This window comes from Amycolatopsis sp. NPDC034160, assembly GCF_055575355.1.
The window spans coordinates 124,956-148,570 of record NZ_JBVISU010000022.1; the positions used below are offsets into that span (position 1 = coordinate 124,956).

18 protein-coding genes are annotated in these 23,615 nt (G+C 67.7%); 4 read left to right on the plus strand and 14 right to left on the minus strand.

Features of this window, described 5'->3' with window-relative positions:
* Positions 1–32 precede the first annotated feature (32 nt).
* From ACZ54P_RS33060 to ACZ54P_RS33080, 5 genes are all read right to left on the minus strand, one after another.
* Positions 33–2,105: a glycoside hydrolase family 2 protein gene (locus ACZ54P_RS33060; protein WP_465465529.1), complete on the minus strand. Its 2,073-nt coding sequence runs from the start codon at positions 2,103–2,105 to the stop codon at positions 33–35.
* A gap of 897 nt (positions 2,106–3,002) precedes the next feature.
* Positions 3,003–4,310 (minus strand): Gfo/Idh/MocA family oxidoreductase, encoded by a 1,308-nt coding sequence (locus ACZ54P_RS33065; RefSeq protein ID WP_465465530.1) that lies wholly within the window; start codon positions 4,308–4,310, stop codon positions 3,003–3,005.
* Positions 4,311–4,336: 26 nt separating this feature from the next.
* Complete coding sequence (locus ACZ54P_RS33070) at positions 4,337–5,218, minus strand: SGNH/GDSL hydrolase family protein (protein WP_465465531.1); 882 nt, start codon at positions 5,216–5,218, stop codon at positions 4,337–4,339.
* An 18-nt stretch (positions 5,219–5,236) separates the two neighbouring features.
* Entirely contained in the window at positions 5,237–7,033 is a 1,797-nt protein-coding gene (locus tag ACZ54P_RS33075) for a rhamnogalacturonan lyase (protein ID WP_465465532.1), read from the minus strand.
* A gap of 23 nt (positions 7,034–7,056) precedes the next feature.
* On the minus strand, positions 7,057–8,124 hold the full coding sequence (locus ACZ54P_RS33080) for an SGNH/GDSL hydrolase family protein (RefSeq protein ID WP_465465533.1): 1,068 nt from the start codon (positions 8,122–8,124) through the stop codon (positions 7,057–7,059).
* A 389-nt stretch (positions 8,125–8,513) separates the two neighbouring features.
* Here ACZ54P_RS33080 and ACZ54P_RS33085 point away from each other — a divergent pair, with 389 nt between their 5' ends.
* Entirely contained in the window at positions 8,514–9,452 is a 939-nt protein-coding gene (locus tag ACZ54P_RS33085; protein ID WP_465465534.1) for a pectate lyase family protein, read from the plus strand.
* Positions 9,453–9,856: 404 nt separating this feature from the next.
* On the opposite strand, the gene ACZ54P_RS33090 is transcribed toward ACZ54P_RS33085, so the two are convergent.
* Genes ACZ54P_RS33090 through ACZ54P_RS33120 form a run of 7 tightly spaced genes read right to left on the minus strand, consistent with a single transcriptional unit; the run spans position 9,857 to position 16,834 of the window.
* On the minus strand, positions 9,857–11,134 hold the full coding sequence (locus ACZ54P_RS33090; RefSeq protein ID WP_465465535.1) for a pectate lyase family protein: 1,278 nt from the start codon (positions 11,132–11,134) through the stop codon (positions 9,857–9,859).
* Positions 11,131–12,069: a DUF6807 domain-containing protein gene (locus tag ACZ54P_RS33095; protein WP_465465536.1), complete on the minus strand. Its 939-nt coding sequence runs from the start codon at positions 12,067–12,069 to the stop codon at positions 11,131–11,133. Before ACZ54P_RS33095 ends, ACZ54P_RS33090 begins: the two co-directional genes overlap by 4 nt.
* Complete coding sequence (locus ACZ54P_RS33100; RefSeq protein WP_465465537.1) at positions 12,066–13,184, minus strand: Gfo/Idh/MocA family protein; 1,119 nt, start codon at positions 13,182–13,184, stop codon at positions 12,066–12,068. The genes ACZ54P_RS33095 and ACZ54P_RS33100 overlap by 4 nt, the downstream gene beginning before the upstream one ends.
* Positions 13,181–13,729 carry a DUF624 domain-containing protein gene (locus tag ACZ54P_RS33105; RefSeq protein WP_465465538.1) on the minus strand — a complete coding sequence of 183 codons (549 nt, stop codon included), beginning with the start codon at positions 13,727–13,729 and terminating at the stop codon, positions 13,181–13,183. The genes ACZ54P_RS33100 and ACZ54P_RS33105 overlap by 4 nt, the downstream gene beginning before the upstream one ends.
* A gap of 5 nt (positions 13,730–13,734) precedes the next feature.
* Entirely contained in the window at positions 13,735–14,571 is an 837-nt protein-coding gene (locus ACZ54P_RS33110) for a carbohydrate ABC transporter permease (RefSeq protein ID WP_465465539.1), read from the minus strand.
* A complete protein-coding gene (locus ACZ54P_RS33115) occupies positions 14,568–15,551 on the minus strand; it encodes a carbohydrate ABC transporter permease (RefSeq protein ID WP_465465540.1) in 984 nt (327 codons plus the stop codon). The genes ACZ54P_RS33110 and ACZ54P_RS33115 overlap by 4 nt, the downstream gene beginning before the upstream one ends.
* A 2-nt stretch (positions 15,552–15,553) precedes the next feature.
* Complete coding sequence (locus tag ACZ54P_RS33120) at positions 15,554–16,834, minus strand: ABC transporter substrate-binding protein (protein WP_465465541.1); 1,281 nt, start codon at positions 16,832–16,834, stop codon at positions 15,554–15,556.
* 188 nt (positions 16,835–17,022) lie between these two features.
* Between ACZ54P_RS33120 and ACZ54P_RS33125 the strand changes: the two genes are divergently transcribed.
* Positions 17,023–17,934 carry a LacI family DNA-binding transcriptional regulator gene (locus tag ACZ54P_RS33125; RefSeq protein WP_465465542.1) on the plus strand — a complete coding sequence of 304 codons (912 nt, stop codon included), beginning with the start codon at positions 17,023–17,025 and terminating at the stop codon, positions 17,932–17,934.
* Here the strand turns inward: ACZ54P_RS33125 and ACZ54P_RS33130 are convergent.
* Positions 17,924–19,096, minus strand: a complete 1,173-nt coding sequence (locus ACZ54P_RS33130; RefSeq protein WP_465465543.1) for a Gfo/Idh/MocA family protein — start codon at positions 19,094–19,096, stop codon at positions 17,924–17,926. The genes ACZ54P_RS33125 and ACZ54P_RS33130 overlap by 11 nt on opposite strands.
* A gap of 193 nt (positions 19,097–19,289) precedes the next feature.
* Between ACZ54P_RS33130 and ACZ54P_RS33135 the strand changes: the two genes are divergently transcribed.
* Positions 19,290–20,279 carry a LacI family DNA-binding transcriptional regulator gene (locus ACZ54P_RS33135; RefSeq protein WP_465465544.1) on the plus strand — a complete coding sequence of 330 codons (990 nt, stop codon included), beginning with the start codon at positions 19,290–19,292 and terminating at the stop codon, positions 20,277–20,279.
* A 134-nt stretch (positions 20,280–20,413) separates the two neighbouring features.
* Here the strand turns inward: ACZ54P_RS33135 and ACZ54P_RS33140 are convergent, their stop codons facing one another.
* The gene (locus ACZ54P_RS33140) at positions 20,414–21,427 is read right to left on the minus strand and encodes a LacI family DNA-binding transcriptional regulator (RefSeq protein WP_465465545.1); all 1,014 of its coding nucleotides are present in this window, start codon (positions 21,425–21,427) and stop codon (positions 20,414–20,416) included.
* A gap of 175 nt (positions 21,428–21,602) precedes the next feature.
* On the opposite strand from ACZ54P_RS33140, the gene ACZ54P_RS33145 reads away from it, so the two are divergent.
* Positions 21,603–23,441: a cellulase family glycosylhydrolase gene (locus ACZ54P_RS33145; protein ID WP_465465546.1), complete on the plus strand. Its 1,839-nt coding sequence runs from the start codon at positions 21,603–21,605 to the stop codon at positions 23,439–23,441.
* Positions 23,442–23,615: the final 174 nt, after the last annotated feature.

The following is a 23,615-nucleotide window of genomic DNA, read 5'->3' on the forward strand; positions in this document are numbered from 1 at the left end:
CAAGGTTCTTCCTCCACAGAAATCGGTGATCGTCAGCCCGTGAGGGTCCACGTGGCCTGGTCGGTGTGCATCCGGCCGTCCTTGACTCCGGACACCGTGACCACGTTGGGCCCGGGGTTCAGGGAGACTTCCGGCCAGACGACGGCCCGGTCGGCGCCACCGCGCGGGGCGCCGATCTGCCTGCCGTTGACGCGCAGTGTGACAGTGTCGGCGTTGGTGTACACCTTGACGTCGGTCACCGAAGCGGTCCGAGTGGTCCAGCGGCCGCTCGCGAGGTGGACGACCGGGGTCTCGGTCCAGTTGGCCTGGTACCAGTAGTAGGCGTCCTTGCGGATCTGGCGGTCGCCGGTCACCAGGCCCTTGTCGTTGCGGCCGTGGGTGTCGCCTTCGCTGCGACCGTCGGAGGCGAAGTCGAACATCACCCAGACGAATCCGCCCCACAGATACGAGCGGCTCTCGATGGCGCGCCAGTAGTCCTCGTGGAACGAGGCCTGGTACTCCTCGGGATGCCAGTCGGAATCCGGCACCGGCCGGGCCGGGCGCTCCTCGTGCTGGTGGGCACTCGCCCCCGCGCCGTACTCGCTCATGCCGATCTTGCGCCACGGGTCGGCGGCGTGCAGTTCGTCGGCCCACTTCCCGAAGTCCGCGGTCGAGTCGGTGTACCAGCCGAAGTACTTGTTGTAACCGCTGATCTCGGTGTGCGAGTTCAGGACGCCGCGGTCCCACACGCAGCAGCTCGCATAGGCGGTCATGCCGCCCGGCCGCTCGGCCGTGACCTGCCGGGTCAGCGCGGCGACGAGGTCGTTGACCTCGGGGGTGTCGTTCCACAGCTCGTTGCCCAGTCCCCAGAACACCACCGACGGGTGGTTGAAGTTCTGCCGGACGAGCTCGCTCGTCTGCTGCTCGGTGGTGGCCCGGAACTCGGGGGACGCGGTCGTGAGGTTGACCAAGGGTATTTCGGTCCACACGAGGAAGCCGTACCGGTCGGCGAGAGCGTAGAACCGCGGCCCGTGCTGGTAGTGCGCGGTCCGCACCGCGTTCACGCCCATTTCGGACATCAGCCGGAAGTCCTCAGCCAACTCCGACGGTGAGATCGCGAATCCCTTGCCGATCCGGTCCTGGTGCACGTTCACGCCCTGGACGCGCAGGTGGCTTCCGTTGAGGTGCAAGCCTTTGTCCGGATCCACCGACACGGTCCGGATTCCGAGCGGCTCGGTCACCGTGTCCATGACCCGACCCGTGCGCGGGTCGAGCACGTCGACGACGACCTGATAGGTGAACGGGTCCGCGCGTCCCGCCCAGAGCCGGGGCCGGTCGATCACGAGGGTCTGCGCGACCGGGGTCCCCGCCGGACGCACTCCTGTCGTTCCCTGTGCGACAGGAATGCCGTGCTCCCCGGTGATCCGGGTCCGGATCTTCGCGTTCCCGCCGTCGAGCTTGGTGGTCACGTCGACCACCGCGCTGCGCGCCGAGACGTCACGCTGTCGCATGTAGACACCCGGACCACCGAAGTCGAGCATGTCGACGTGCACCCGGTCGGTCACGACCAGGCTGACGTCCCGGTACAGCCCGCCGCCCATGGTGAAGTCACCCGACAACGGCGCGACCGCGGAGTCCGGCGCGTTGCTGACGCTGACCGCGATCAGGTTGACCCTTCCCGGCCGCAGCACGGAGGTCGCGTCGAACCGGAAGCGGGAATAGCCGCCCTTGTGCTCGCCGAGGCGTACGCCGTTGACCCAGACCACCGCGGTGGTGTTCGCGCCGTCGAACTGCAGCCAGAGTTTCCGGCCCGCCGGCTGCGGTGGCACCACGAGCGACCGGCGGTACCAGCCGACCCCGCGGTAGTAGTCACCGCCGCCGTCCTGGCCGTCTTCGGCGTTCCAGGTGTGCGGCACCGTCACCCGCGCCCACGCCGAGTCGTCGAATCCGGCGCCCGCCACACCGGGCACGTCCCCGCGGAAGAACCGCCAGTCCCGATCGAGATCCACGGTCTGACGGCCTGGGCTCGCTGGAGCGGCCGACGCGGCCACGACGGCGCCACTCGACAGGAGGAGGACCATGACGAGGAGCGAAACCGCCGTCTTGCGGCGGTGTCCGTTGGCCATGGTGGCCTCCCTCGGCATCTGCGGTGATCCGAACTGTCGAAGCGCTTCGACGACACGATAGGACCACGCGGCCGCTCAACACAATGTCTTGACCTGCGGCTCCCCCACCTCTACTGTCGAGGCACTTTTGCCTGTCGCCCGACACAGGGGGCACGACGTGGGCTCGCTCACCGGACCACGAGACGATCGGACCTGGCCGCCTAAGTCGACCTACGAGAGCCGATCGGACTGCGAGAGGCCCGTGAAGGCCTCCTTCCCTACTCTCAAGGCAGGGAAGGAGCCTTCACGACGTGAATCTGGACTGGTCGACGAGAGTCGACAGACGCCTAATGTCCACAAGGGACACATTATCGCGGCCGAGTGACCGATTGGTGCCCTTATGTACGGTTCCCCGTAGGGTCGTGCGTGATAATGAGGGCTAGGGCAAAGGTGTCTTGCCAGGGAGAGTGTGTGAGACGTTGGGCATCAGGCTTCGGCACTGGGCGGTGGCGTCCCGAAGGTGTCGCGAAAGCCACTTTCGGGACATCGCATGTCCTGAAAGTGGCTTTCGCGACACCTCCTTGAGGGCTGGGGGATGTTGGTAACCCTGACGGTGTGAGCAGACAATCGGAAGGCGGACATGTCCCCCATGCGGCATTGGGGACAGTCAACGTCCCCAATGCCACATCGGGGACATCCGGCCGCGGCACGAGCCGACGTCGCACGCAACACGACACCTTTGCCTTACCCCTCAATAGAACGCTCATTCTCACTCACGACCCCCTCGCGAAACCGCGCGAATAACTCAAATCGGCCTCCAGCAATTCGAGCAGTGTCCCTTATGGACAGTCTGGAGCCGGGTGGAGCCTCTCGGCGGCGCCCGCTCGCCACTCACGCCCCCCGCTCACGACCCCCCGCTCACGACCGCATTCCCAGCTCCGTCAGGAGATCGCCGACGTCGACGGCCGCACCGGTCGAAATCGACCGGTTCGCGGCCAGCCCGACCACCAGCGACCACATTCCCGCCAGGTGATCCGCGTTCTCCCGCCCTCCGGCCAGCAGATCGGCGAGCATCCGCTCGTCACCTCCGCCGTGGCCCGCGCCGACCGGCCCGTCGAAGAGCGTCTCGGGCGGCTCCCAGTGCCGCTGAATCGTCAGCCGCGCCCGGCTTTCGACCTCCTGATCGGAGCCTGGCGGGCGGCTCACCGGGACGTCGCCGCGGGCGGCCGGACGGGCGTGGTCGTTCTCCCGCACTTCGAGTTCGAGCCTGCCCTCGCTGCCGGTGAACGCCACGCGGTAACCCTCCCGCGGCGAGTAGGCGACCAAGTGATAGCTCAGCTGGGGCCCGCCCGCATACCGCGCGAGCACGGTCATGTCGTCTTCGATGGTGATGCCCGGTCCGAAGACGTTCAGATCCCGCAGGTAGTGATCCTCCTGCTCGGCGTCGCGGTACAGCGCGGCGAGCCGGGGAGACAGACTCAAGTCCAGCGCGAAGGGATCGTCGTCCGCCCCGCGCTCGCCGGTCGCTCGCTCGTACTCCCGGCGCAGACCGCGACGACCACCGTTGTCCTCGCCGTAGAAGAACAACCGTCCCATCGCGAAGACCGACTCCGGCCTGCCGTCGAGCCACCAGTTCACCAGATCGAAGTGATGGCTCGCCTTGTGCACGAGCAGTCCGCCGGAGGTCGCCTTGTCCCGGTGCCACCGGCGGAAATAGTCGGCGCCGTGCTGGGTGTCCAGCAACCACTCGAAGTGGACCGAGCCGATGTCACCGACGGCCCCCTCCGCGAGCAAGTCGCGGACCCGCCGGTGTACCGGGTTGTAGCGGTAGTTGAACCCGACGGTCACCCTGCCACCGGTCCGCCGCCGTGCCTCGAGAATCCGGCGGCACCCCGGCGCGTCCACAGCCATCGGCTTCTCGGTGATCACGTCGCAACCCACGTCGAGCGCGTCGGCGATCAGCTGCGCGTGCGTGTGGTCCGGCGTGCACACCACGACGACGTCGATGCGTTCTTTGGCCAGCATGGTCAGGAACTTTTCGGCCGGATAGGACGGGACCGGCGCCCGGCCGGTCCCGTCCGTCAGCCATCGGTTGTGCACGGCCATCCGCGTCCGGTTGCGGTCGCAGAACGCCGCCAGGTCGGCGTGCCCGGCCAGCGCGCGGACGAACAGCTCCGCGCGCGACCCGAGCCCGACGATCGCGTACCGGCGTGGCGGTGAAGCCATCCTCGATCCCCTCCGAGCTGAACGCCTCACCTGAGATAAGAGGCGAGTGGAATCTGCTGATCCCGCAACGCCTTCGCGACCACGCCCGCGATCTGCCTCGCTCCCACCGCTTCGAAATGCGTGTGATCGGCGCAGAAGAAGGCACCGACCGGACCTCGGGTGTAGTCCCCGTCGTGCGGACAGAACTTCAGGGAGTTGTACAGCGTGTAGCTGAGCTTGTGCAGGTCGATCACCGGCACCTGGGCGGCCCGCCCCGCCGCCATGGTCTCGGTGAGGAAGCCCCGGTTGCCGACAGCGGTCCCGCCACTGCAGGTGATCGCCGCGACCGGGGTCAGCAGGACCGGCCGGACTCCGCGGTCCTTGGCCGCCTTGACCATGACACCGAGCAGTTCCTGGTAACGCGCCGGGCCCACGTGCCGCGGGCAGGTGCGGCTCCCGTCGTTGATCCCGAACTGGATGAAAAGGTAATCCCCCGCCCGCATCCCGTTCGCCGGGTCGAGCATCGACGTCCAGCGCTGGGCGTAGGTCTTCGGGCTGACCACGCACTCCCCACTGGAATCCATGGTGCTCTTCACGTTCGACTCGTACAGCCACGTCTGCACGCTCCGGCCGCCCACCGCGTTGTTGACCACGGTGACGTCGCCGGTGAACAGCGCGCCGAACTGGTTTCCCCACCCGACCGGGCAACTGGTCCTGGGGTCCGCCATGGTGGAGTCACCCGCCAGCCACACCTTGACCTTGGCCGCGGCCGGGTCGGCGGCGCTTTCCTGGCCCGCACCCGCTGGGGTGCAGACCGGAGCGGACGGCGCCGGCGCGGCGGCCGAGGCGACGGGCGCCCCACCGCACACCGCCACCGACAGCAGCGCACCCACGACCAGGGCAAGTCGTCTCCTCGAAAGAATCCTCATCGGACACTCCTGACTCGGTCACATCGCGAAACTGGGGTGAGGCGGCTGGTTGTAGGCGGTGTTCTGCCAGGCGACCGCGACCCGGTACTGGCGGTCCTGCATCAGCGACGGCCGCGAGATACCCGTCGAATCGGTCGTGGAATAGATGCGGAGTGCCCGGTTGTCGGTCGTCGGCCAGATGACCTCTTCGCGCCAGTCACCGAGGATGTCCGCCGACAGCGTCGGCGTCGCCTTCGTGCCGTTGTTGGACCGCACCCCGGAAGCGGTCAGCAGCCGCGTGTCACCGCCGGTGCCGTACTTGTCGATGTGGGTGCCGTCGAGCAGCTCGCGCTGAGCGTCGCCGTCCCACCAGACCACGAAGTTCATCGAACCGGGTTTCCGGCTCGCCACCTGCGCGCCGGTCGCCGCACTGCGCAGCCCGCCGTCCGTCGACGACCAGATCTCCGCGCCGGGATTGCCTGCCCAGACGTCCGCCGCCACGCCGCGTCCGGTGTCACAGTTACAGGTCGGTGCCCGGTAGACGACCTGGCCGGTCCGGGCGTCGTGCACGTCCATCGACGGCGCGGTCTTGGATTCGTGGACGGTGAACACCTCGAGCCCGGAGCGGCTGGGCACCAGGTCACCGACGTGCATGGCGTCACCGTGACCGAACCCGGTCCGGTACATCAGCGTGCCGTTGTCGTTGATGGTCGCCGAGCCGTAGACGATCTCGTCCTTGCCGTCGGCGTCCACGTCGGCGACGGACAGGTTGTGGTTGCCCTGGCCGTAGGCACCGGTGTTGCCGTTCCCGGAGTCATAGGTCCAGCGACGGGTGAGCTGCCCGTTACGGAAGTCCCACGCGGAGACCGTGGCACGGGTGTAGTAGCCGCGCGCCATGATGATGCTCGGCCGGGCACCGTCCACATAGGCCGTCCCGGCGAGGAAGCGGTCGACCCGGTTGCCGTAGTTGTCGCCCCAGTCCGCGACGTTCCCGCGCGCCGGAACGTAGTTCTCCGTATCGAGAATCGCGCCGTCCGTACCGCGGAAGACCGTCAGGAACTCGGGCCCCGACAGGATGTAGCCGCTCGAATTGCGGTGATCGGCGCCGGCGTTGCCGATCACCTGCCCGGTGCCCGACCGGGTGCCGTCCGAGGTCTTCACGGCGACTTCGGCCCGGTTGTCACCGTCGTAGTCGAACACCTGGAACTGCGTGTAGTGGGCGCCCGCGCGGATGTTGCGCCCGAGGTCGATCCGCCACATCCGCGTTCCGTTGAGCTTGTACGCGTCGAGATAGACGTTCCCGGTGTAGCCGGACTGGGAGTTGTCCTTGGCGTTACTGGGATCCCATTTCAGGATGATCTCGTACTGGCCGTCCCCGTCGAGGTCGCCGACGCTCGCGTCGTTCGCGGAGTAGGTGTACGCCTCGCCGGACGGTGTCGTGCCGCCCGGCGGGATCTGCAACGGCACGTCCCTGCTGGCGGCCGCGATACCCGCGTCGAAGGTCAGCGACTCCTCGGCGCTCGCCACGGCGGGCCGCTCGACACCACCGACGACCGCGCGTACCGAGTAGCGCGCGTCCGCCCTGGCCCCCTTGTCCTCGTAGCCGGTCGGCCCGCCGACCTCGGCGACCTTCACGCCGTCCCGGTAGACGTTGAACCGCACGTCTGGCGGATCATCGGCGAGGAGGCGCCAGCTGACCCGGTTTCCTTCCGCGCCATGGATGTTGAGGACACCCCTGCCGAGCTTGTCCGGTCCCGGTGCTTCGGCCGCCACAACAGCGGCCGGTGCCAGCGCGACGGTCAGCGCGCCGACCATGGCGACTACAAGCGTACGCATCGATCACTCCGTTCTAGTCTGGTTCAGCCCAGCAGTGGGGCGAGGCGGTCGGCGATCTTGCGATGACCGGTGTCGTTCGGGTGGACGTTGTCGGCGGTGTCGGTGGCTTCGTCGATCCAGCCGGTGGTGTCGATGTAGCGGACCTTGGTGTCACCGGCGTCGGTCACCGTCTTGACCGCTGCCTTCGTCTCGGCGATGTAGCGCTTCCGGAAGGTCTGCATCGCGTGGATGGTCGCGTTGGGGTACTTCGCACGAACGTTGCGCAGCAAGGTCACGTACGCGCCACGGAACTGCTCCGAGGTGACCCCGTGCCCGACGTCGTTGGTGCCGAGATTGATCACCACAGTGTCGGCTCGGTAGCGCGAGAAGTCCCAGTTCAGCGAGTTCGACGCGAGTCCGGTCCGGAGGAACCGCTGGCTCATCCCGACGCACCCGTCGGAAGCCGGGTAGAGGCACGCACCACCCACCGCGATCTGGGTGTGTCCGGCGCGCAGCCGCTCCCCGACCAGCCAGCCGTAGGCGGTCAAAGCCTGTCTGGAGGAACGCTGGCCGACGGTGATCGAATCACCGATGAACTCGATGACCCTCGACGGCACCGTCGGCACCACGGTCTTCGCGCCCGGATCGAGGGTGACACCTTGGAAGACCGCATCGCCGTGGTACGAACCCGCGACCGGACGGTAGGACACCCGCAGGGAGTGTGTTCCGGCCGCGAGCGGCCTCGGCGTCAGGTTCACCGTCCCGCTGACGTTCACATAGGAGACGAACGGGCCGCCGTCGATACTGGCGAACAGATCGATCGCCCCTCGTTGACGCAGTTTCACCGTGGTCCCGGTGAAACCGACCACGACGTAGGCACCCGCCCACTCGGAGACATAGGCACCCGCCGACCGCGTGTCCCATCGGCCGAAGTACTTGATGTTCGAGTCGGTGGGCGAACCGTCCCCCGTCGCGGCGGCGACCGGTGGGGCCGCCGACGCCATCGCGACCGCCGCCAGCACCGCGGCGAGGACGGCACGGACTTTCGGCCGCCATCGCGGACGGCCTGCGCGCGGCTTCAGAAAGCGCTTTCCTATGGCGGGTCGCGACACAGTTCTGATTCTCACAAGGCACCCCATCGAGCCTGCAGAGTTACATGCGACGTTTCGACGATGACCGGGGATTCACTACGGCGACAGTGAAAACTCCACTGTCACGAATTGTTCGGGAGAGTGCGGCGTCGATCCGGTTTTCACCGTTTCCCGATGATGCTAACCGAGGTGACACACTGAGACAATGGTTCGCCCGTTCGCCCGCTTCTTGGTGACCGGTTCGCGGGCGCCACCTGACCGGCCTGTTGACAGCCGCCGCCGAGCCTGTTTACCGTCAAGCTGGGAAAGCGCTTTCCCAAGTGCTGGCAGTCCCACGTGCTGACAGGTGCGTCTCCTCACCCCTGCTATCCCGGGCGGGCAACGCGGCCCGCCCGGCGGGAGGATCCATCATGACGAAGAAAACCTTACGTACGGCCATCGCGGTCGCCGTGCTGGCGGCGGCTACCGTAGCCGGTTCACCGCCGGCGACAGCGGCACCGTTCGACCTCGCCGGCTGGGCCACCCAAGGAGGCGGCACGACCGGCGGCGGCAGCGCGACACCGGTGACCGTCACGACGTCGTCGGCGTTGATCGCGGCGATGAAGTCCACGAGTCCGGCCGTGATCCGGGTTTCCGGGTCGATCGCCATCTCGGGAATGCAGAAGGTCACCGCCGACAAGACGATCGTGGGTGTCGGCTCGGGCTCCGAGATCACCGGCGGTGGACTCAACGTCGCCAACGCCTCCAATGTGATCATCCGGAACCTGAACTTCCGGAACTGGTCGGACGACGCGATCAACGTCCAGTACTCGACCAGGGTCTGGATCGATCACAACAGCTTCTCGAACGGCTACGACGGCGCCGTCGACGTCAAACGCGCGTCGGACTACGTCACCGTGTCCTGGAACAAGTTCAGCTCGCACGACAAGACGATGTTGCTGGGGCACAGCGACGACAACGGCGGCGAGGATCGCGGCAAGCTCCGGGTGACCTACCATCACAACTGGTTCGCGGGCACGAACCAGCGTCACCCGCGGGTCCGGTTCGGGAACCCCGTCCACGTGTACAACAACTACTACGCCAGTGTGGGTTCCTACGGTGCCGCGTCCACAATGGAGGCCGGTGTCCTGGTCGAAGGAAACTACTTCGAGAACACGAAGGACCCGTTCCACCGCGGTGAAGGCAGCTCGCCCGCCGGCAGCCTGGTCGCCCGCGGCAACCATTTCGTCAACTCCGGCGCCGGTGACGCCGGCGGCAGCGTGAAGAGCATTCCCTACTCCTACTCCCTCGACTCGGCGGCGAACGTCGGTTCGGTGGTCCGGAACGGGGCGGGCACCGGCAAGCTCTGACCCGATAGACCTGACGCCGCCGTATCCGGGGTGAGCCTCGGCTGGCAGAAGTGGCGTGTCCGTGAAGGCCTCCTTCCCTACTTTGAGGGTAGGGAAGGAGGCCTTCACGGACTTCCTGGCCTTGAGGCTTCCGGTGAGGGGTGGGCTGGGTTGGTCGTGAGTGGCGATTCGGGTTCTAACCCGAATCGCCACTCACGACCACCTGGACCGACGGCCTTGCTCGCGTGAAGTACATGATGGCCCCCTTCCTTGCGCCTGGCGCAAGGAAGGGGGCCATCATGTACTGGGGAAGGTGTGAAGGTCGAGTTTCCTCGGCTGAGCCTGGGTCCTTCACGGCCCGGCCGCTACTCCCTCCCGGCAGCTCCACCCCAGGCTGGCAGTGGCGCCGGCCCGCCAAGACTCCTTCACCGCGCCCAGTTCCGCCCGACCCCCGCCTTGTCCCGAACCTCCCTCGGCACCTTCGCGGTGGCATCCAGCCGCGGAACGAGCGTAGGTGCCCAGCCGACATCCGTGCCGAGATCCGGATCGAACGCCGCGTTGTGTGCCGCGACCACGTCCACCGGCCGTCCGTTCACCAGTGTCCCGGTGGCGTGGAGCGCCGTTCCCTTCCACCATTTCGCGAAAGTACTCGGATCCACATCACGACCGGTCACGAAGAAGTTGTTCTCCGCGTAGAGCTTCGATTCGAAGCCGATACCCCAGGAGTACTCGTACTCGGCGGCCTTCGGCACGACGTACAGGTTGTTATACACGTGAACCTGTCCGAACCGGACTCGCGGTGCGCGTGAACCGAGGTTCTCGAACAGGTTGTGATGCAGCGTGACCCGGAGCTTGCCGACGTCGGCGCCCGGCCGGTCGGTGTTGCCGATCAGCAGCGACTTGTCGTGATCGTGGAAGTTGTTGTAGGACAACGTCACCAGATCCGCACCCCGCACGACGTCGAGCAGGCCGTCGTGTACCTCGTACGGCCGTCCGAAGTGGACCGTACGTTCGGTGTTGCCGCCGTCGCTGAAGTCACACCGGTCGATCCACACGTGGGTGGCGCCCGAAAGGACGAGGTTGTCGTACTCGGAGTTCCAATTGCCGGTCTCCCCGTCCAGCGGATCCCACTGCGGAAAGCAGTCGTAGGCGTCCTCGAACCGGAGATTGCGGACGATGACGTTGTCCACGCCTGACGCCCGGAGGGTCAGCCCGCGGAACGTCGCGTCGTCTCCGAGACCGACGATCGTGGTGTCGGAGCCCACGTCGATCACGACCCGGCTCGCCTGGTTGGCCTGCGACCTCGTGCGTGCCTCCTCGATCGGCCCCGAGGGCGCGACCTTGCCCCAGGTGGCCGGGTCGTACTGAGCGAGATAGGCAGGCAGGCTGTACCCAGGGTCGGCGTACTGCGCACACGTCAGCGGTCGGTCGAGGTCGTCGGCATTGCCTTCGATGGTGCCGCGGACTTGGACGATCTTCGGACCGGTTCGGCGCAGGGCGGCCACGAGTTCCGATCGGGTGTCCACTGTGTACACCTGATCGCGGGTGGCCGCCGACCCACCGGTGGTTCCGCTCGTGGCGGCGGCCCAGCCGTCGCGTGGACCGAGTGTCTGACGGCCGAGGTGCTCGAAGTCGGCGTTCGCGGGCGCCGCCGAAACGAGGCCAAGGGCAAGTACGACGGGAAGGAGCTTGGCGAGCATCATCTGTTCTCCTCGAACCAGCGGGGACGAATGCGCCGAGCGAGATAGTCTTCGATGCGGTCCTCCTCCCAACGGCCGGCGGCGATGACGGCGTGATGAGTCAGCCCGAGTTCTTCACCGGGTTCGAGCAGCAGCGGTTCGTGGAACGTCACCGCGAAGCTGACCACGGGGAACGGCGTCGTGCGGACGTACCACGGCGTGGGGTACACCGGGTTCGCCGGGCAGTCCACGAAGACCATTGTGGACGCGCGAAGGCTGACGTCGTGCAGTCCGGTGTAAGCGAGCCACGCCGCACGCTTCCCCATCGCCTCGTCGTCCCGGACGCCGGTCGACGTGAGGACGTCGCCGCCGGTGAAAGACCTCGGCCCGCGCCAGAACAGTCCGCCGTAGCCCGCTGTCGACCTTCCTTCGGTCACCGGGCTACCCCAGCGCAGGCGCACGCCGCTCGTGTTCCGCACGCAGGTCTTCCAGGTGAGCAGCCAGGAACCGTCGAGGAGGTCGACGTCGCTGATCTCGATGGTCCGGTCCTCGGCCAGCCACCGCTCCCCCGCGCTGGTCTCCCAGTCCAGGTGATGCCGCAACCGCACCCGGCCGTCCACGCATTCCGTGTGGTGCCACCGCACGTGACGCGTGGAGCCGTTGTTGTCCAGCGGGACGTAACCCCGGTCGCGGACGAACGTTCGGCCGCCCCAGAAGTTCTGCCCGGACAGGTTGGCCGCGGTGAACTGCACGCCGTTGTGCCAGGGGTGGTCGTGCGGCCGGACCGCGCTCACCACGTCGCCCGCCGTCGTCCTGAGCGGATGCAAGTACGGCTTCGGGGAGTCCGGGCGCGGGACGTCCGGTTCGAAGACGTACTCCACCAGGTCGACGTCACCGGCCGCGACACGTACGCGACCGGCACCCTCGGTCAGGCTCAGCAGACCGGCGGCGTTCGTCACGTCGCCCATGGGACGCCCAGTTCGGAGAACAGGGCCATCTCCTCGGCCACGGATTCGACGGATTTCTCCACTCCACGCACGAGATAGCGGCGTTCCGGCCCCTCGTCGGCGAGATCGACCCATTCCGGTGGGATGGGTTTCGGCCCGGGGTGGTCACGCACCGCCTCGACGAAGGCGGTGAACGCTCGCGTTCGTGCCAGCGGCGCCATCAGTGAGGTCCTCTCCTCGACGTGTCGGACGAGATCCCGCAGCAGTTCGGCGGGAAGTCGGGCACGCACGGCCTCGCCGTTGAGCTCCAGCCGGTCGGACCGGTACCACCATCGCGCGGTCCCCTCGGTGCCGTGCAGCACCACATACGGCTCGAAGACCTGGCCGGCGCAGAGCGTGGCCGCGGCGACCACGTCCACGCCGTTCTCGAAGCTCAGCCGTGCGCAGGCGGTGTCGTCGGCTTCGATCGGCCTGGCGCGGTGGAGTTCGACGTCGATCCGCCGCGGCAGCAGGTCGGCCGTGCCCGCCACGAGGGTCGCCGTCGCCACCGCGTGGGCGAAGGGATTGGTCAGCGATCCGTCCACAACGGACACTCCGTCGAGGACACGTCGTCCGGCCCAGCCGTTGCGTCCGTAGTACGAGTCCCGGCGGATCCAGGCCCCGGCGGTGCCCACACCGCGCGGTTCGCCGACGGCACCGGCCGCGACCGCGTCACGTAACACGGTCAAGGCCGCCGACCCGAAACTTTGGAAGCCGACCTGGCAGGACACTCCCGCGGCAGCGGCCCGCTCCGACAAGAGGTCGAAGGCGGCCAGGTTCAGCACGGGCGGCTTTTCCAGCAGGACATGGCATCCCGCGTCCACCGCGAGGAGCGCGGCGACCAGATGCGTATGCGGAGGGGTGGCGATCACCGCTATGTCCGGTGCGACCTGCCTCAGCAGCTCCCCGATGTCCCGGGTGAGCACGGCTTCGGGCGGCAGGAGGCCCGTCGACTCCGGTGAAGGCTCCCGCACGTCGCAGGCACCGGCCAGCACGATCTCCCCGTCGTCGTGCAGGGCCCGCGCCCGGCGCAGATGCACCAGCGCGTACCCCGCCGTACCGAAGACGACGACCTTCGGCGCCGTCACGGAGCCGTCCCCGCCGCGGCCAGGATCAGCGGCCCGGCCACGACCAGCAGCATCAGCGGCTGCATCCAGACGACTACCCCGGCCACCCCCGCCGCCGCCGCGAGCAACGCCGAACGACGCGGATCCAGGCTGAGCCGCAAAGCCGTTCGCAACGCCGCACGCCATCCCTCACCGGGAGTCACCACGGAGCAGGTTCGCAAGGCCACGACCACCGACGCGGCCAGCAGGAGCACGAGCACCGCCGCGAGCGCCCGCCCACCCGGCAGACCCGCACCGAACAGGGCCAGGTCGGCGCACAGGACGGCGATCACCACACCGGCGCCGACGCTGAACGGGACTCCCCCGGCCAAGTGGCGGACGAACGCGTCCCGAAAGGCCGGGACCATCGGTGGCGAGTCGCCGTCCCGCCACCGGCGGGCCACGGCACAACCGGCCGCGAAGGCGGGCCCGGCGGTGACCACGGGCACCGAACCCAGGCACACCAGCATCCCCAGCAGCAGGCAGTCGGAGAACTCCGTCAGCCGGTCGTACCGCGTCGCCTTCATCGACCTCACCCCTTCATCCCGCTGGTGTTCACGCCTTCGACGAGCAGCCGCTGGAACACCAGGAAGAACAAGACGATCGGCACGAGCGCCAGTGCCGACATCGCGAACATCGCGCCGAAGTTGGACTGGCTGCTGGTGTCCACGAACAGCCGCAGTCCCAGCGGGACGGTGAACTTCTCCGCGTCGTTGAGATACACCATCTGTGTGAAGAAGTCGTTCCACGTCCAGATGAACGTGAAGATCGACGTCGTGACGAGCGCCGGTTTCGCCAGCGGCAGCACCACGTTCCAAAAGGTCCGGTACACGCCGCAGCCGTCGATGGTGGCGGCTTCGTCGAGTTCACGGGGGATGCCGCGCATGAACTGCACGATGAGGAAGACGAAGAACGCCTCCGTGGCGAGCAGCTTCGGCAGGATCAACGGCAGGAAGGTGTTGGCGAAACCGGCCTGCTTGAAGATCACGTACTGCGGGATCAACGTGGCGTGGTGCGGCAGCATCAGGGTCGCGATCATGAAGACGAAGAGCGGCCCGGAGAACCGGAATCGCAGGCGCGCGAACGCGTACGCCGCCAAGGTGCACGAAATCAGATTGGCGAGCACCGAGCCGAACGCGACGATGAAGGAGTTCAGGAAGAAGGTCCCGAACCCGATTCCCGCCGCGCCCTCCCAGCCCTGCCGGTAGCCGTCCAGCACGATCTCGCTGGGCAGCAGGCTGAGGCTGGACAGGACTTCGGACGGCGGCTTGACCGACGCGAAAGCCAGCCACACCAGTGGATACAGCACCACTATGACGGCGGCGACGCACAGCAGGTGCCAGATGATCGTTTTCAGCCGGACGGTCATGACTTGGTCCCCGAACGCTCGTCGCCGTAAAAGACCCAGAGTCGGGCGGTCCGGAAGATCACGGCGGTGACGAGCGCGATCACGGCGAGCAGCACCCACGCCATCGCCGAGGCGTAGCCCATTTCGAAGTCCTCGAATCCCGCCTGATACAGGTACAACGTGTAGACCAGCGCCGAATCGGCCGGGCCGCCACGGCCGCCGCCGATCACGAAGGCCGGGGTGAACACCTGGAACGCGTGGATGGCTTCCAGCACCAGGTTGAAGAAGATGACCGGTGAGAGCATCGGCAACGTGATGTGCCAGAACCTCCGGACGGCGCCGGCACCGTCCACTTCGGCCGCTTCGTACAGCTCGCGCGGGATCTGCTTGAGCCCGGCCAGGAAGATCACCATCGGGGCGCCGAACTGCCAGATCGTCAAGAGGATGATCGACCAGAGCGTGTACCCAGGGTCGTCGACCCAGCTGGGGGTGTCCCAGCCGAGCCCCGCCAGCAGCGCGTTCACCGAGCCGCCCTCGGTGAACATCGCCCGCCACACGAGCGCGGCGGCCACACTCGCCCCCAGCAGGGACGGAGCGTAGAAGGCCGCGCGGTAGAAGCCGTTCGACGCGGCACGCGTGTTCAGCATCATCGCGATCAGCAGCGAAACGAGCAGTTTCAGCGGGACCGCGATGAGGACGTACAGCAGCGTCACCTTGACCGACTGCAGGTACCGATCGTCCTCGGTGAACATGTGGACGTAGTTGTCGAGCCCGACCCAGCTCGGCGCGGTGAACAGGTCGTATTCGGTGAAGGACAGGTACAGCGAGACGATCATCGGCCCGACGGTCAGCGCGACGGCGCCGATGATCCACGGCGTGAGGAAGACGTACGCCTGCGGCTGGTGATCGACCCGGCGCCGTCCGGCCCCACGGGGGCGGCGATCCCGTGGGGCCGGCGCCGCCACCGACTTGGCCGTCGGTGTTCCACGAAGGACGGTCATACCTATTTCAGGTCCTTCTGTGCTTCGGACATGAACCTGCTGACGGCGGCGTCCACGGTGAGCCGTTCGAAGGCGACCTCTTCGTAGGTGCGCTGCAACAGTTTCTGAATGGCGCCCGCTCCCTTGGGCGGCACGGCGGGCGCGGGACCGAGCTTCGGCTCGATCCCCGCCTCGTAGGCGAAGATCACCTTGTTCGTCCCGGTCGCTTCCGCGGCCAGCTGAGCACGGATCTTCAGGTTCGGCGGCAGGCCCCGTTCCGCGCCGAGGATCTTGCCGGCCTCGGGGTCGTTGATCAGGAAGTTCACCAGTTTCGCGGAGGCCTCCTGCGCCTTGCCCCGAGCCGAGACGGACAGGAACATCGCCGGACGCCGGTACTGTCCGGTGTTGGCGGGATCGTCCGTCGGGTAGGGCGCGACGGCGAGATCCTTGCCGTGTGCCTTCTGGTAGCCGGGATACACGCTGTCATAAGCGAATTCCGCGCTCGTGAGCTTCTTGCCCAGCGGCGACTGCTCGGGCGAGGTGTTGTTGGACGCGGTCACGTCGGCCGCCGACCCGGCCCTCGTGGTCCGGAACTTCCCGGCGAGTTCCCAGAAGGCGCGCAGGTCCTCGGCGCCGAACCCCAGTTCGCCGTTCGCGGTGTAGAAGGACTTCCCATGCTGCCGCAGCCAGATCTCCAGCGCGCTGTCCAGCAGCCCGAAGTCGGTCACGCCTCGTTTCGTGAACCCGCTGGCGGCACTGACCTTCTCGGCGGCCGCGCGGAAGTCCTCCCACGTCATCGGTTTGCCCAGGTCCGCTCCGGCCGCCTGGTACGCGGCCGGGTCGTACACCAGTGACGAAGCGTTCTGCGCCCACGGGACGGCGAAACGCTTGCCGCCGAGCGTCCCGGTCGCGGCCAGCTCCGGGTTGATGTCGGCGAGCGACACCTGCTTGCCGGCGCCTTCGTTGAGGTCCAGCAAGACCTTCCGCTCTCCGTATTCGGACAGGTAGCGGGTGTCCATCGTCATCACGTCCGGTGGGTTCCCGCCGGCGGTCTGCGTCGCGACCTTGTCCCAGTAGGCGTTGTACGCCGAAAAGGTGGTGTTCACCTTGATGCCCGGGTTCCGTTGTTCGAACAGCTCGACGGCCTTCTTCGTGATCGTCGCCCGCCCGTCGCTGCCCCACCAGGCGAAGGAAATGGTCACCTCGCCATTCGCGCCGTCCGCACCGGATCCGCACGCGGCCAGCAGAGGCGATACCGCGAGGGCGAGGATCGCCGACCGCAGCCGGAGTCTCCGTGAGCTCATGCCCAGCTCCATCCCCAGTCGCGCAACTTGCACAACTTTCAGAAAGTGTGACTGTGAGCGTGAACCGTAAAGGCGGCGCAAAGCCGCTGTCAACGGCCGAACAGGTGGCTACACAGCAGATTGACAACAGATGTCGCAGCGCGCGATCATGTCATTTCTTTCTGCAAGGGAGCGGAGAGGAGTACGGCATGCGCCAAGATCTCGGCGGGCCGGTGTCCGCCGACCACACCATTCCGGGCGTCGGTGTCCCGCGGGCCACGGCGTCCGGCGTGGTCGGCGTCCTCGTCGCCGACCTGACCGACCCGTGCTCCGCGCGGATCATCGACGGCGTTCAGCACCAGATGTTCCTCGCCGACCACCTGGCCTTGGTGTGCAGCACCGGCAACGACCCGCTTCGCGAGATCGCGCAACTGGAGCGGCTGCGACGGTTGCGCGCCCGTGGCGTCATCCTCGTCGGCGGCGGCGTCCGCGGTCTGCGGCACCGGCTCGAACTTTCCAAACTGCTGAGGGACTTTCTCCGCCGAGGCGCCGATGTCGTCCTCTGCGGCAGACCGCCACTCCCCGGCCTTCCGCAGGCGACGGCCATCACCTTCGACAACATCGGCGGGACGATCCGGCTGATCGGATTCCTGACCGGCCTCGGTCATCGGCGGATCGGCTATCTCACCGGACCACCTCACGACACCGCCACCAGGGAACGCTTGCGCGGGTTTCGCACCGCAACCCGCGAGCACGACCCGAGTCTGGTCGTCGAGGGGGCGTTCACTTGGGATTCGGGCTGGCAGGCCAGCCAGGAACTGTTGCGGCACAACGAGGTCACCGCGATCGTCGCGGCGAACGACCTGATGGCGCGAGGTGTGCTGGCCGCCGCCCGCGCCCTGGGGCACGCCGTCCCAAGGCAGCTTTCCGTCGCCGGCTTCGGGGACGACGGCTTCTGCCGGGACACCCGGCCACCCTTGACCACCGTCCGGCTTCCGCTTCAGGAGGCCGGTGTCGCAGCGGGACGGCTCGCCTGCGGTATCGGCGCCCGGCCGCGGACGGGAGTGCTCCGGCTCGGCAGCGACCTGGTCGTGCGGCGGACCACCGGCGTCACGAGATGACGGGCACCCGGTGAACACCACGCCACCACCGGTTCGGCCCCGCCCACGGCACCCCGAGTTCCGAGAACAGGGCAAGCCGTTCCGCGGCGACGGCGACCTCTTCGGCGATCCCCCGCACCACCGGATGCCGTCCCGGACCGGCGCCGACACTGCGGATCCAGCCGTCGGGGATCGGGGCCGGCTCGGGCGCGTCCCGCACCGCCTGCACCACCGAAGCGAACGCGCGGGTCCGGGTCAGCGGGGCGAGCAACGGGATTCGCTCCGGATCTCGCCGGTGTTCGATCAGATTGCGCAGCAGATCCGCCGGGGGCGCGACCGGGATCCGCTCGTCGTTGATCTCGAGCCGATGGGTCTTGTACCAGAACTTCGCCCGCCCGCCGGTGCCGTGCACCAGGACGTAGGGTTCGTGATCCTGTTCCGCGCAAAGGGAAGCGGCCACCACGATCTCCGGACCCTGGTCGAACTTCAGCCGCAGGCAAGCGGTGTCGTCCGCTTCGAGGTCGCGGGTGCCGAACAGTTCCAAGGCGATGTCCGACGGATCCTGCTCTTCGACCCCGGCCACCAGCAACGCGGTGGCGACAGCGTGCGAGAACGGGTTCGTCAGCGCCCCGTCCACCACCGCTTCGCCGTCCAGCCACCGGCGGCCGGCCCACGGATTACGCGCGTAGTAGCCATCGGTGCGGACCCACGCGCCCGCCGCGCCGACCCCGGTGACCTTGCCCAGCTCCCCCCTGGAGATCGCGGCCGCGAGCGGCGGCAGTGCGGCCGACCCGAAACTCTGGAACCCCGTCTGACAGATCCGGCCGGAGCGGGCGGCGAGTCCGGTCAGCGCGAAGTACCCGTCGAGGTCGAGCACCGGCGGCGTCTCAATCAGCAGGTCTCCGCCGGACAGCAGCACCGACTCGGCCACCGCCCGATGCGTATGGGGAGGCGAGGCGACCACGACGACGTCCGGGCTCACCGCCCGCATCAGCGCGTCGACGTCGCGGTGCACGGAGGCGCCGTCGGGGAGCAGGTCGAGCGCGGCGGAAGACGGCTCGCGGACGTCACAGAGCCCGGCGAACTCGATCAAGCCTTCGTCGTGCAGGTCGCGGGCTCTGCGTACATAGGTGGCCGCGTATCCCGACGTGCCGACGACAGCAAGGCGTGCGGTACCCGCCATTGGGTCTCCGATCCTGCGAGTTTGCGCGTTTTCTGCGAGCAAACCGTACGGGTGACGTCTTCTCGGTGTCAAGGACGAAATCGCAGGTAGAAGCCGGTTTCATGGGCAGGCGGAAGGGCGGCGCGGCGTAGCGAATTGACAAGGCGGCAGACCATTTACATGATGTTGTGCAAGTCTGCGCAAAGGGAGTTTCGTGACCGTCACCATCTACGACGTCGCTCAACGGGCGAAGGTGTCCATCTCCACGGTCTCCCGTACCTTCACGACTCCTGATCTGGTCAGGGCCGAGACCCGGAACCGCATTCTCGCCGCGGCGGGCGAACTCGGTTACTCCCCCGTCGGCGGACCTCGCAAACCGGCGAAGAGCACGGGCCAGCTCGGGATCATCGTCTCCGATCTCGACAACCCGTTCTTCACCGGTGTCCTCGACGGAGCGCAGGCGCGGGCCAGACAGGACGACACCGCCGTCCTGTTCGCCAACAGCGGCCAGGACCCCATCGTCGAGGAGAACCTCGCCCGCAGCATGGCCAAACAGGTCGACGGCCTGGTGCTCTGCAGCCCCAGCATGTCGAACGAGCAGCTCCACGAACTGGCCGCGCACACCTGGATGGTCCTGCTGAACCGGGAGGTCGAAGGCATCCCGTCGGTGGTGGTGGACAGCCCGGGCGGGATGCGCCAGGCCGTCCAGCACCTCGCCGCGCTCGGCCACCGGAAATGCGCGTTCATCGGCGGGCCCAAGGATTCCTGGTCCTCGGCCGCCCGCAGACGCGGACTGCTGCCCGCCGCCGAAGAACACGGGATCGAGATCGCGGAGTTCGGCCCGTTCCCGGCGCGGTTCGAAGGCGGGCTGCAGGGGGCGGATCTCGCGCTCGCTGCCGGCGTGACCGCGATCGTGGCGTACAACGACATGGTCGCTTTCGGTGTACTGGCAAGGCTCAACGCCCGCGGGGTCCCGGTGCCGGACGAGGTCAGCCTGGTCGGCTTCGACGACCTCGTGTTCGCCGCGATCTCGGCACCTCCGCTGACCACGGTGTCCATTCCGGCCGAGGCGGCGGGCCGGGCCGCGGTCAACGTCCTGCTCGCCCTGCTCGAAGACGACCATCGCGTGGCGGCCAACCAATCGCTGGACACGTACCTCATCGTCCGGGCCACCACCGCTCCGCCGCCCGCGGGCCAGCACTGAGTCGAGCTGTCGGCCACGGATCGCTCTCCTCGACGTTAGCGTTAACACCACGCGGGCCATTCACGTTATCGACAACGCTCCGGCGATCAAGAAGAAACCGAGTAACGGTCCAATCACGACACGTGCCCGCGGCCTCAGCGCAGGGTGCTGTCGCGGAGCACGACCTCGCCCTTGACTCGGATCACCCGCTTGCGGCCGCCCTGCCGTTCCTCGTCGAGCACGAGGGAAGCGGCCATCCGGCCCATGTCCTCCAGCGGGAGGCGGACCGTGGTCAGCGTGGGCGCGAGATCCCGTAGAGACGGGATGTCGTCGAAACCCGCGATCGCGATGTCCTCGGGGATGCGGAGGCCACGGTCACGGGCGGCGGCGATCGCCCCGATCGCCATCACGTCGTTGACCGCGAAAACGCAGCCGGGCCGCCTCGTCCGATCGAGGAGCTCGTTCATCGCCTCGTATCCACCGTCCCTGGTGAACTCGCTGTGCACGACGACCTCGGCCCGCCTGCCCCGCTTGGCGAGGCCGTCGACGAAGCCGTCGACCCGGTCCCGCGCCGTCAGAAGATTCTTGGGGCCGCCGAGAACAGCGAAAGAGCGATGCCCCAGTTCGGTCAACGCCGACGCCAGTTCCCTGGCACCGGAACGATTCTGGGGCAGTACGGTGTCCGCCCCCAGCTTGTCCTGGCCGATCACCGCCACCCGGCCGCCGTCGGAGACGAACTCCGCGATCGCCTCGGCCAGCCGCTTGGTGTGCCCGCTGTCGGTGGTCCGGCTGCCGACCATCACGATGCCCCGCACCTGGCGCGCCCGCATCGTCGTCACATAGCGCAGCTCCTGCTCCGGCCGGTGCAGAGTCGTACCGAGCATCAGCTCGCCATGCGGTTCGACCACGGCGAGCGCGGCCGCCGCGATCACCGAGAAATACGGGTCCTGGATGTCGGCGACCACGAGCCCCACGACGTCACTGCGGCCCCGCGCGACCGCCTGCGCGAAGGCGTTGGCCGTATAGCCGAGTTCGGCGGCGGCCGCGAGGACACGCTCGCGGAAACGCGTACCCACAACACGTTCACTGCCGTTGACGACCCTCGACGCCGTGGCCAGCGAAACGCCGGCCCTCTCGGCGACATCCGCCAAAGTGATCTGCGAACCCACGCCGCCCCCGCTCCGGAAACCGGTTTCCCATCATACCCAAAGCCGGGCCGATCCTCTCGGAACACTCTGGCGCGTGGTGGCCGCGGCCACTAGAGTGCAGTAACGCGATTTTTTCTCATGTTTCTGGATCCGGCAGAGCGACCAGGTTTGCGGTCCTACCTACCGAGGTGAAGCCATGAAACGATTTTTCTTTCTCTTATCGGCGGTTCTGCTGCTCGCGCCGATTCCCGCCGGAGCGGCCGCGGCCGAGTCGCCACTCTGGTTCGACAACGGATCCGTCGGCGTCTCCGGTGAGGCGTTCCGCGACGAACACGGCCGCGAGGTGGTCCTACGCGGCTTCAACGTGTCCGGGGAGGCCAAACTCGCCGAATTCCGGGGGCTGCCCTTCGCGACGGTGGACGACGCCCGGACTTCGGCCGCGGCCATGCGGCGGCTGACCGGCGCCAACGCCGTCCGGTTCCTGGTGACCTGGGCGTGGACCGAACCGGAACCGCGCGAGATCGACCGGGCGTACCTGGCCAAGGTCACCGAGCAGATCTCCGCCTTCGCCGCCCAAGGCATCCGCGTCTACCTGGATTTCCACCAGGATCTGTACTCGCGGTACCTGTTCAACCCAGGGAGCTGGTACACCGGGGACGGCGCGCCCGCCTGGCTGATCCGCGCCGGTGGCTATCCGCCGGAATCCTGCGGTATCTGTTTCCACTGGGGACAGAACGTCAAGAACAACCAGGCCGTCACCAGCGCGACCTACGACTTCTGGCACAACCGGGAACTCGCGACCGCGGCGGGGCCGATCCGGATCAGGGACGAGTTCGTCTACCAGGCCGGCGAAACCATGCGTTTCCTGAAGGAGAACCTCTCCCCCGCCGCGTTCCGGCTCGTGCTCGGCGCCGACCCGCTCAACGAGCCGTACGCCGGCCGCTACGACTCCGGCCAGACCGGCCCGACCTGGGAGCGGGACCTGCTTTGGCCCTTCTACCAACAGTTCCGCGGCCGGATGGACGAAGCGGGCTGGGGCGACAAGGCGGCCTTCGTGGAACCGCACATGTTCTGGAACCAGAACGTGGACCTCGTCGCCGAACCGGGCGGGCTGACCGGTGTACCCGCGCTCGGCAACCGTTACGTGTTCAATTCGCACTTCTACGACGGAAAAGCGCAGTCAGGGGTGCTCAAACCCGGGCTGGCCAAAGACGGCGAGTACGTCAAGGACTTCGGCCTGATCCGCGACCGATCCCAGGCGCTGAGCACGACCGGGATCGTCTCCGAATTCGGCCACCCGGTCGCCGGCTTCACCTCAGACAAGGCACCCACCGTGCTGAAGGCGATGTACCAGGCGCTGGATTCCCGGGTGACCGGCGCGAACTGGTGGTCCGGCACGGCGGGCTCCGGACGGCCGTTGTCCGGCAGCCAATGGCATTGGGACATCTACTACGACCGCCACCACGAGCTGATGAACGACAACCCGGACAAGGTCCGCACCGAAGGCGACGCCATGAACGACGAGCACTTCTCCGCGGTGCGGACCGACGGCGGCGACGCGAAGCTGACGATGGACGGCAAACTGGTCGACCGGGTCTTCCCCCGCGCCGTCGCGGGTGACACCAAGGCCTTCACCTACGAAGACCGGGCAGTCGCGGCCTGGAACCGGATCCCCGATTCGATGCCCGCGCTCAGCAGGGTCGCCGGCTCTGGGCAGTACGGGATACTCGTCTGGCGCTCCAACGGCGGAAAGGCCCCGACCGAACTGCATCTGCCGTCGTCGTTTTCCCGCACGGGAACCACCGTGATCAGCGACCTCGGCTCCAGCACCGGCCTGCCGGCCTACACCGGCGTCGAACCGGTCTCGGTCGCCCCCGAACCGGGAGTACCCGGCGTGAATCGGTTGCTGCTCTCCTCCGCCGACAGCGGCCGCGCGCACTTCGCGTTCGTCGGCAACGGATCCGCGGTGACACCCGCCGACCTGCAGGCCGCGCGAGCGGAGCTGACCACTTGGGTGGCCGCGAAATTCCCGTGACCATGGATGCGGCGCCATCCTTATGGAAAGTGCACTCTCTCCACCGAGCCCGGTGCCGGCGAGGGGTGGGCTGGGTTGGTCGTGAGTGGCGATTCGGGTTCTAACCCGAACCGCCACCCACGACCCCCGGGGACCTGCTGGAGGGCTCCTCGGGTTCGGGACCCAACGGCCCGG

Bases quoted from the DNA above. Each gene is read 5' to 3' on its own strand.
- ACZ54P_RS33120 (WP_465465541.1), bottom strand. From the start codon at position 16,834: ATGAGCTCACGGAGACTCCGGCTGCGGTCGGCGATCCTCGCCCTCGCG.
- ACZ54P_RS33090 (WP_465465535.1), bottom strand. From the start codon at position 11,134: ATGATGCTCGCCAAGCTCCTTCCCGTCGTACTTGCCCTTGGCCTCGTT.
- ACZ54P_RS33085 (WP_465465534.1), top strand. From the start codon at position 8,514: ATGACGAAGAAAACCTTACGTACGGCCATCGCGGTCGCCGTGCTGGCG.
- ACZ54P_RS33110 (WP_465465539.1), bottom strand. From the start codon at position 14,571: ATGACCGTCCGGCTGAAAACGATCATCTGGCACCTGCTGTGCGTCGCC.
- ACZ54P_RS33145 (WP_465465546.1), top strand. From the start codon at position 21,603: ATGAAACGATTTTTCTTTCTCTTATCGGCGGTTCTGCTGCTCGCGCCG.
- ACZ54P_RS33065 (WP_465465530.1), bottom strand. From the start codon at position 4,310: ATGGCTTCACCGCCACGCCGGTACGCGATCGTCGGGCTCGGGTCGCGC.
- ACZ54P_RS33075 (WP_465465532.1), bottom strand. From the start codon at position 7,033: ATGCGTACGCTTGTAGTCGCCATGGTCGGCGCGCTGACCGTCGCGCTG.
- ACZ54P_RS33125 (WP_465465542.1), top strand. From the start codon at position 17,023: ATGCGCCAAGATCTCGGCGGGCCGGTGTCCGCCGACCACACCATTCCG.
- ACZ54P_RS33130 (WP_465465543.1), bottom strand. From the start codon at position 19,096: ATGGCGGGTACCGCACGCCTTGCTGTCGTCGGCACGTCGGGATACGCG.
- ACZ54P_RS33115 (WP_465465540.1), bottom strand. From the start codon at position 15,551: ATGACCGTCCTTCGTGGAACACCGACGGCCAAGTCGGTGGCGGCGCCG.
- ACZ54P_RS33070 (WP_465465531.1), bottom strand. From the start codon at position 5,218: ATGAGGATTCTTTCGAGGAGACGACTTGCCCTGGTCGTGGGTGCGCTG.
- ACZ54P_RS33060 (WP_465465529.1), bottom strand. From the start codon at position 2,105: ATGGCCAACGGACACCGCCGCAAGACGGCGGTTTCGCTCCTCGTCATG.
- ACZ54P_RS33105 (WP_465465538.1), bottom strand. From the start codon at position 13,729: ATGAAGGCGACGCGGTACGACCGGCTGACGGAGTTCTCCGACTGCCTG.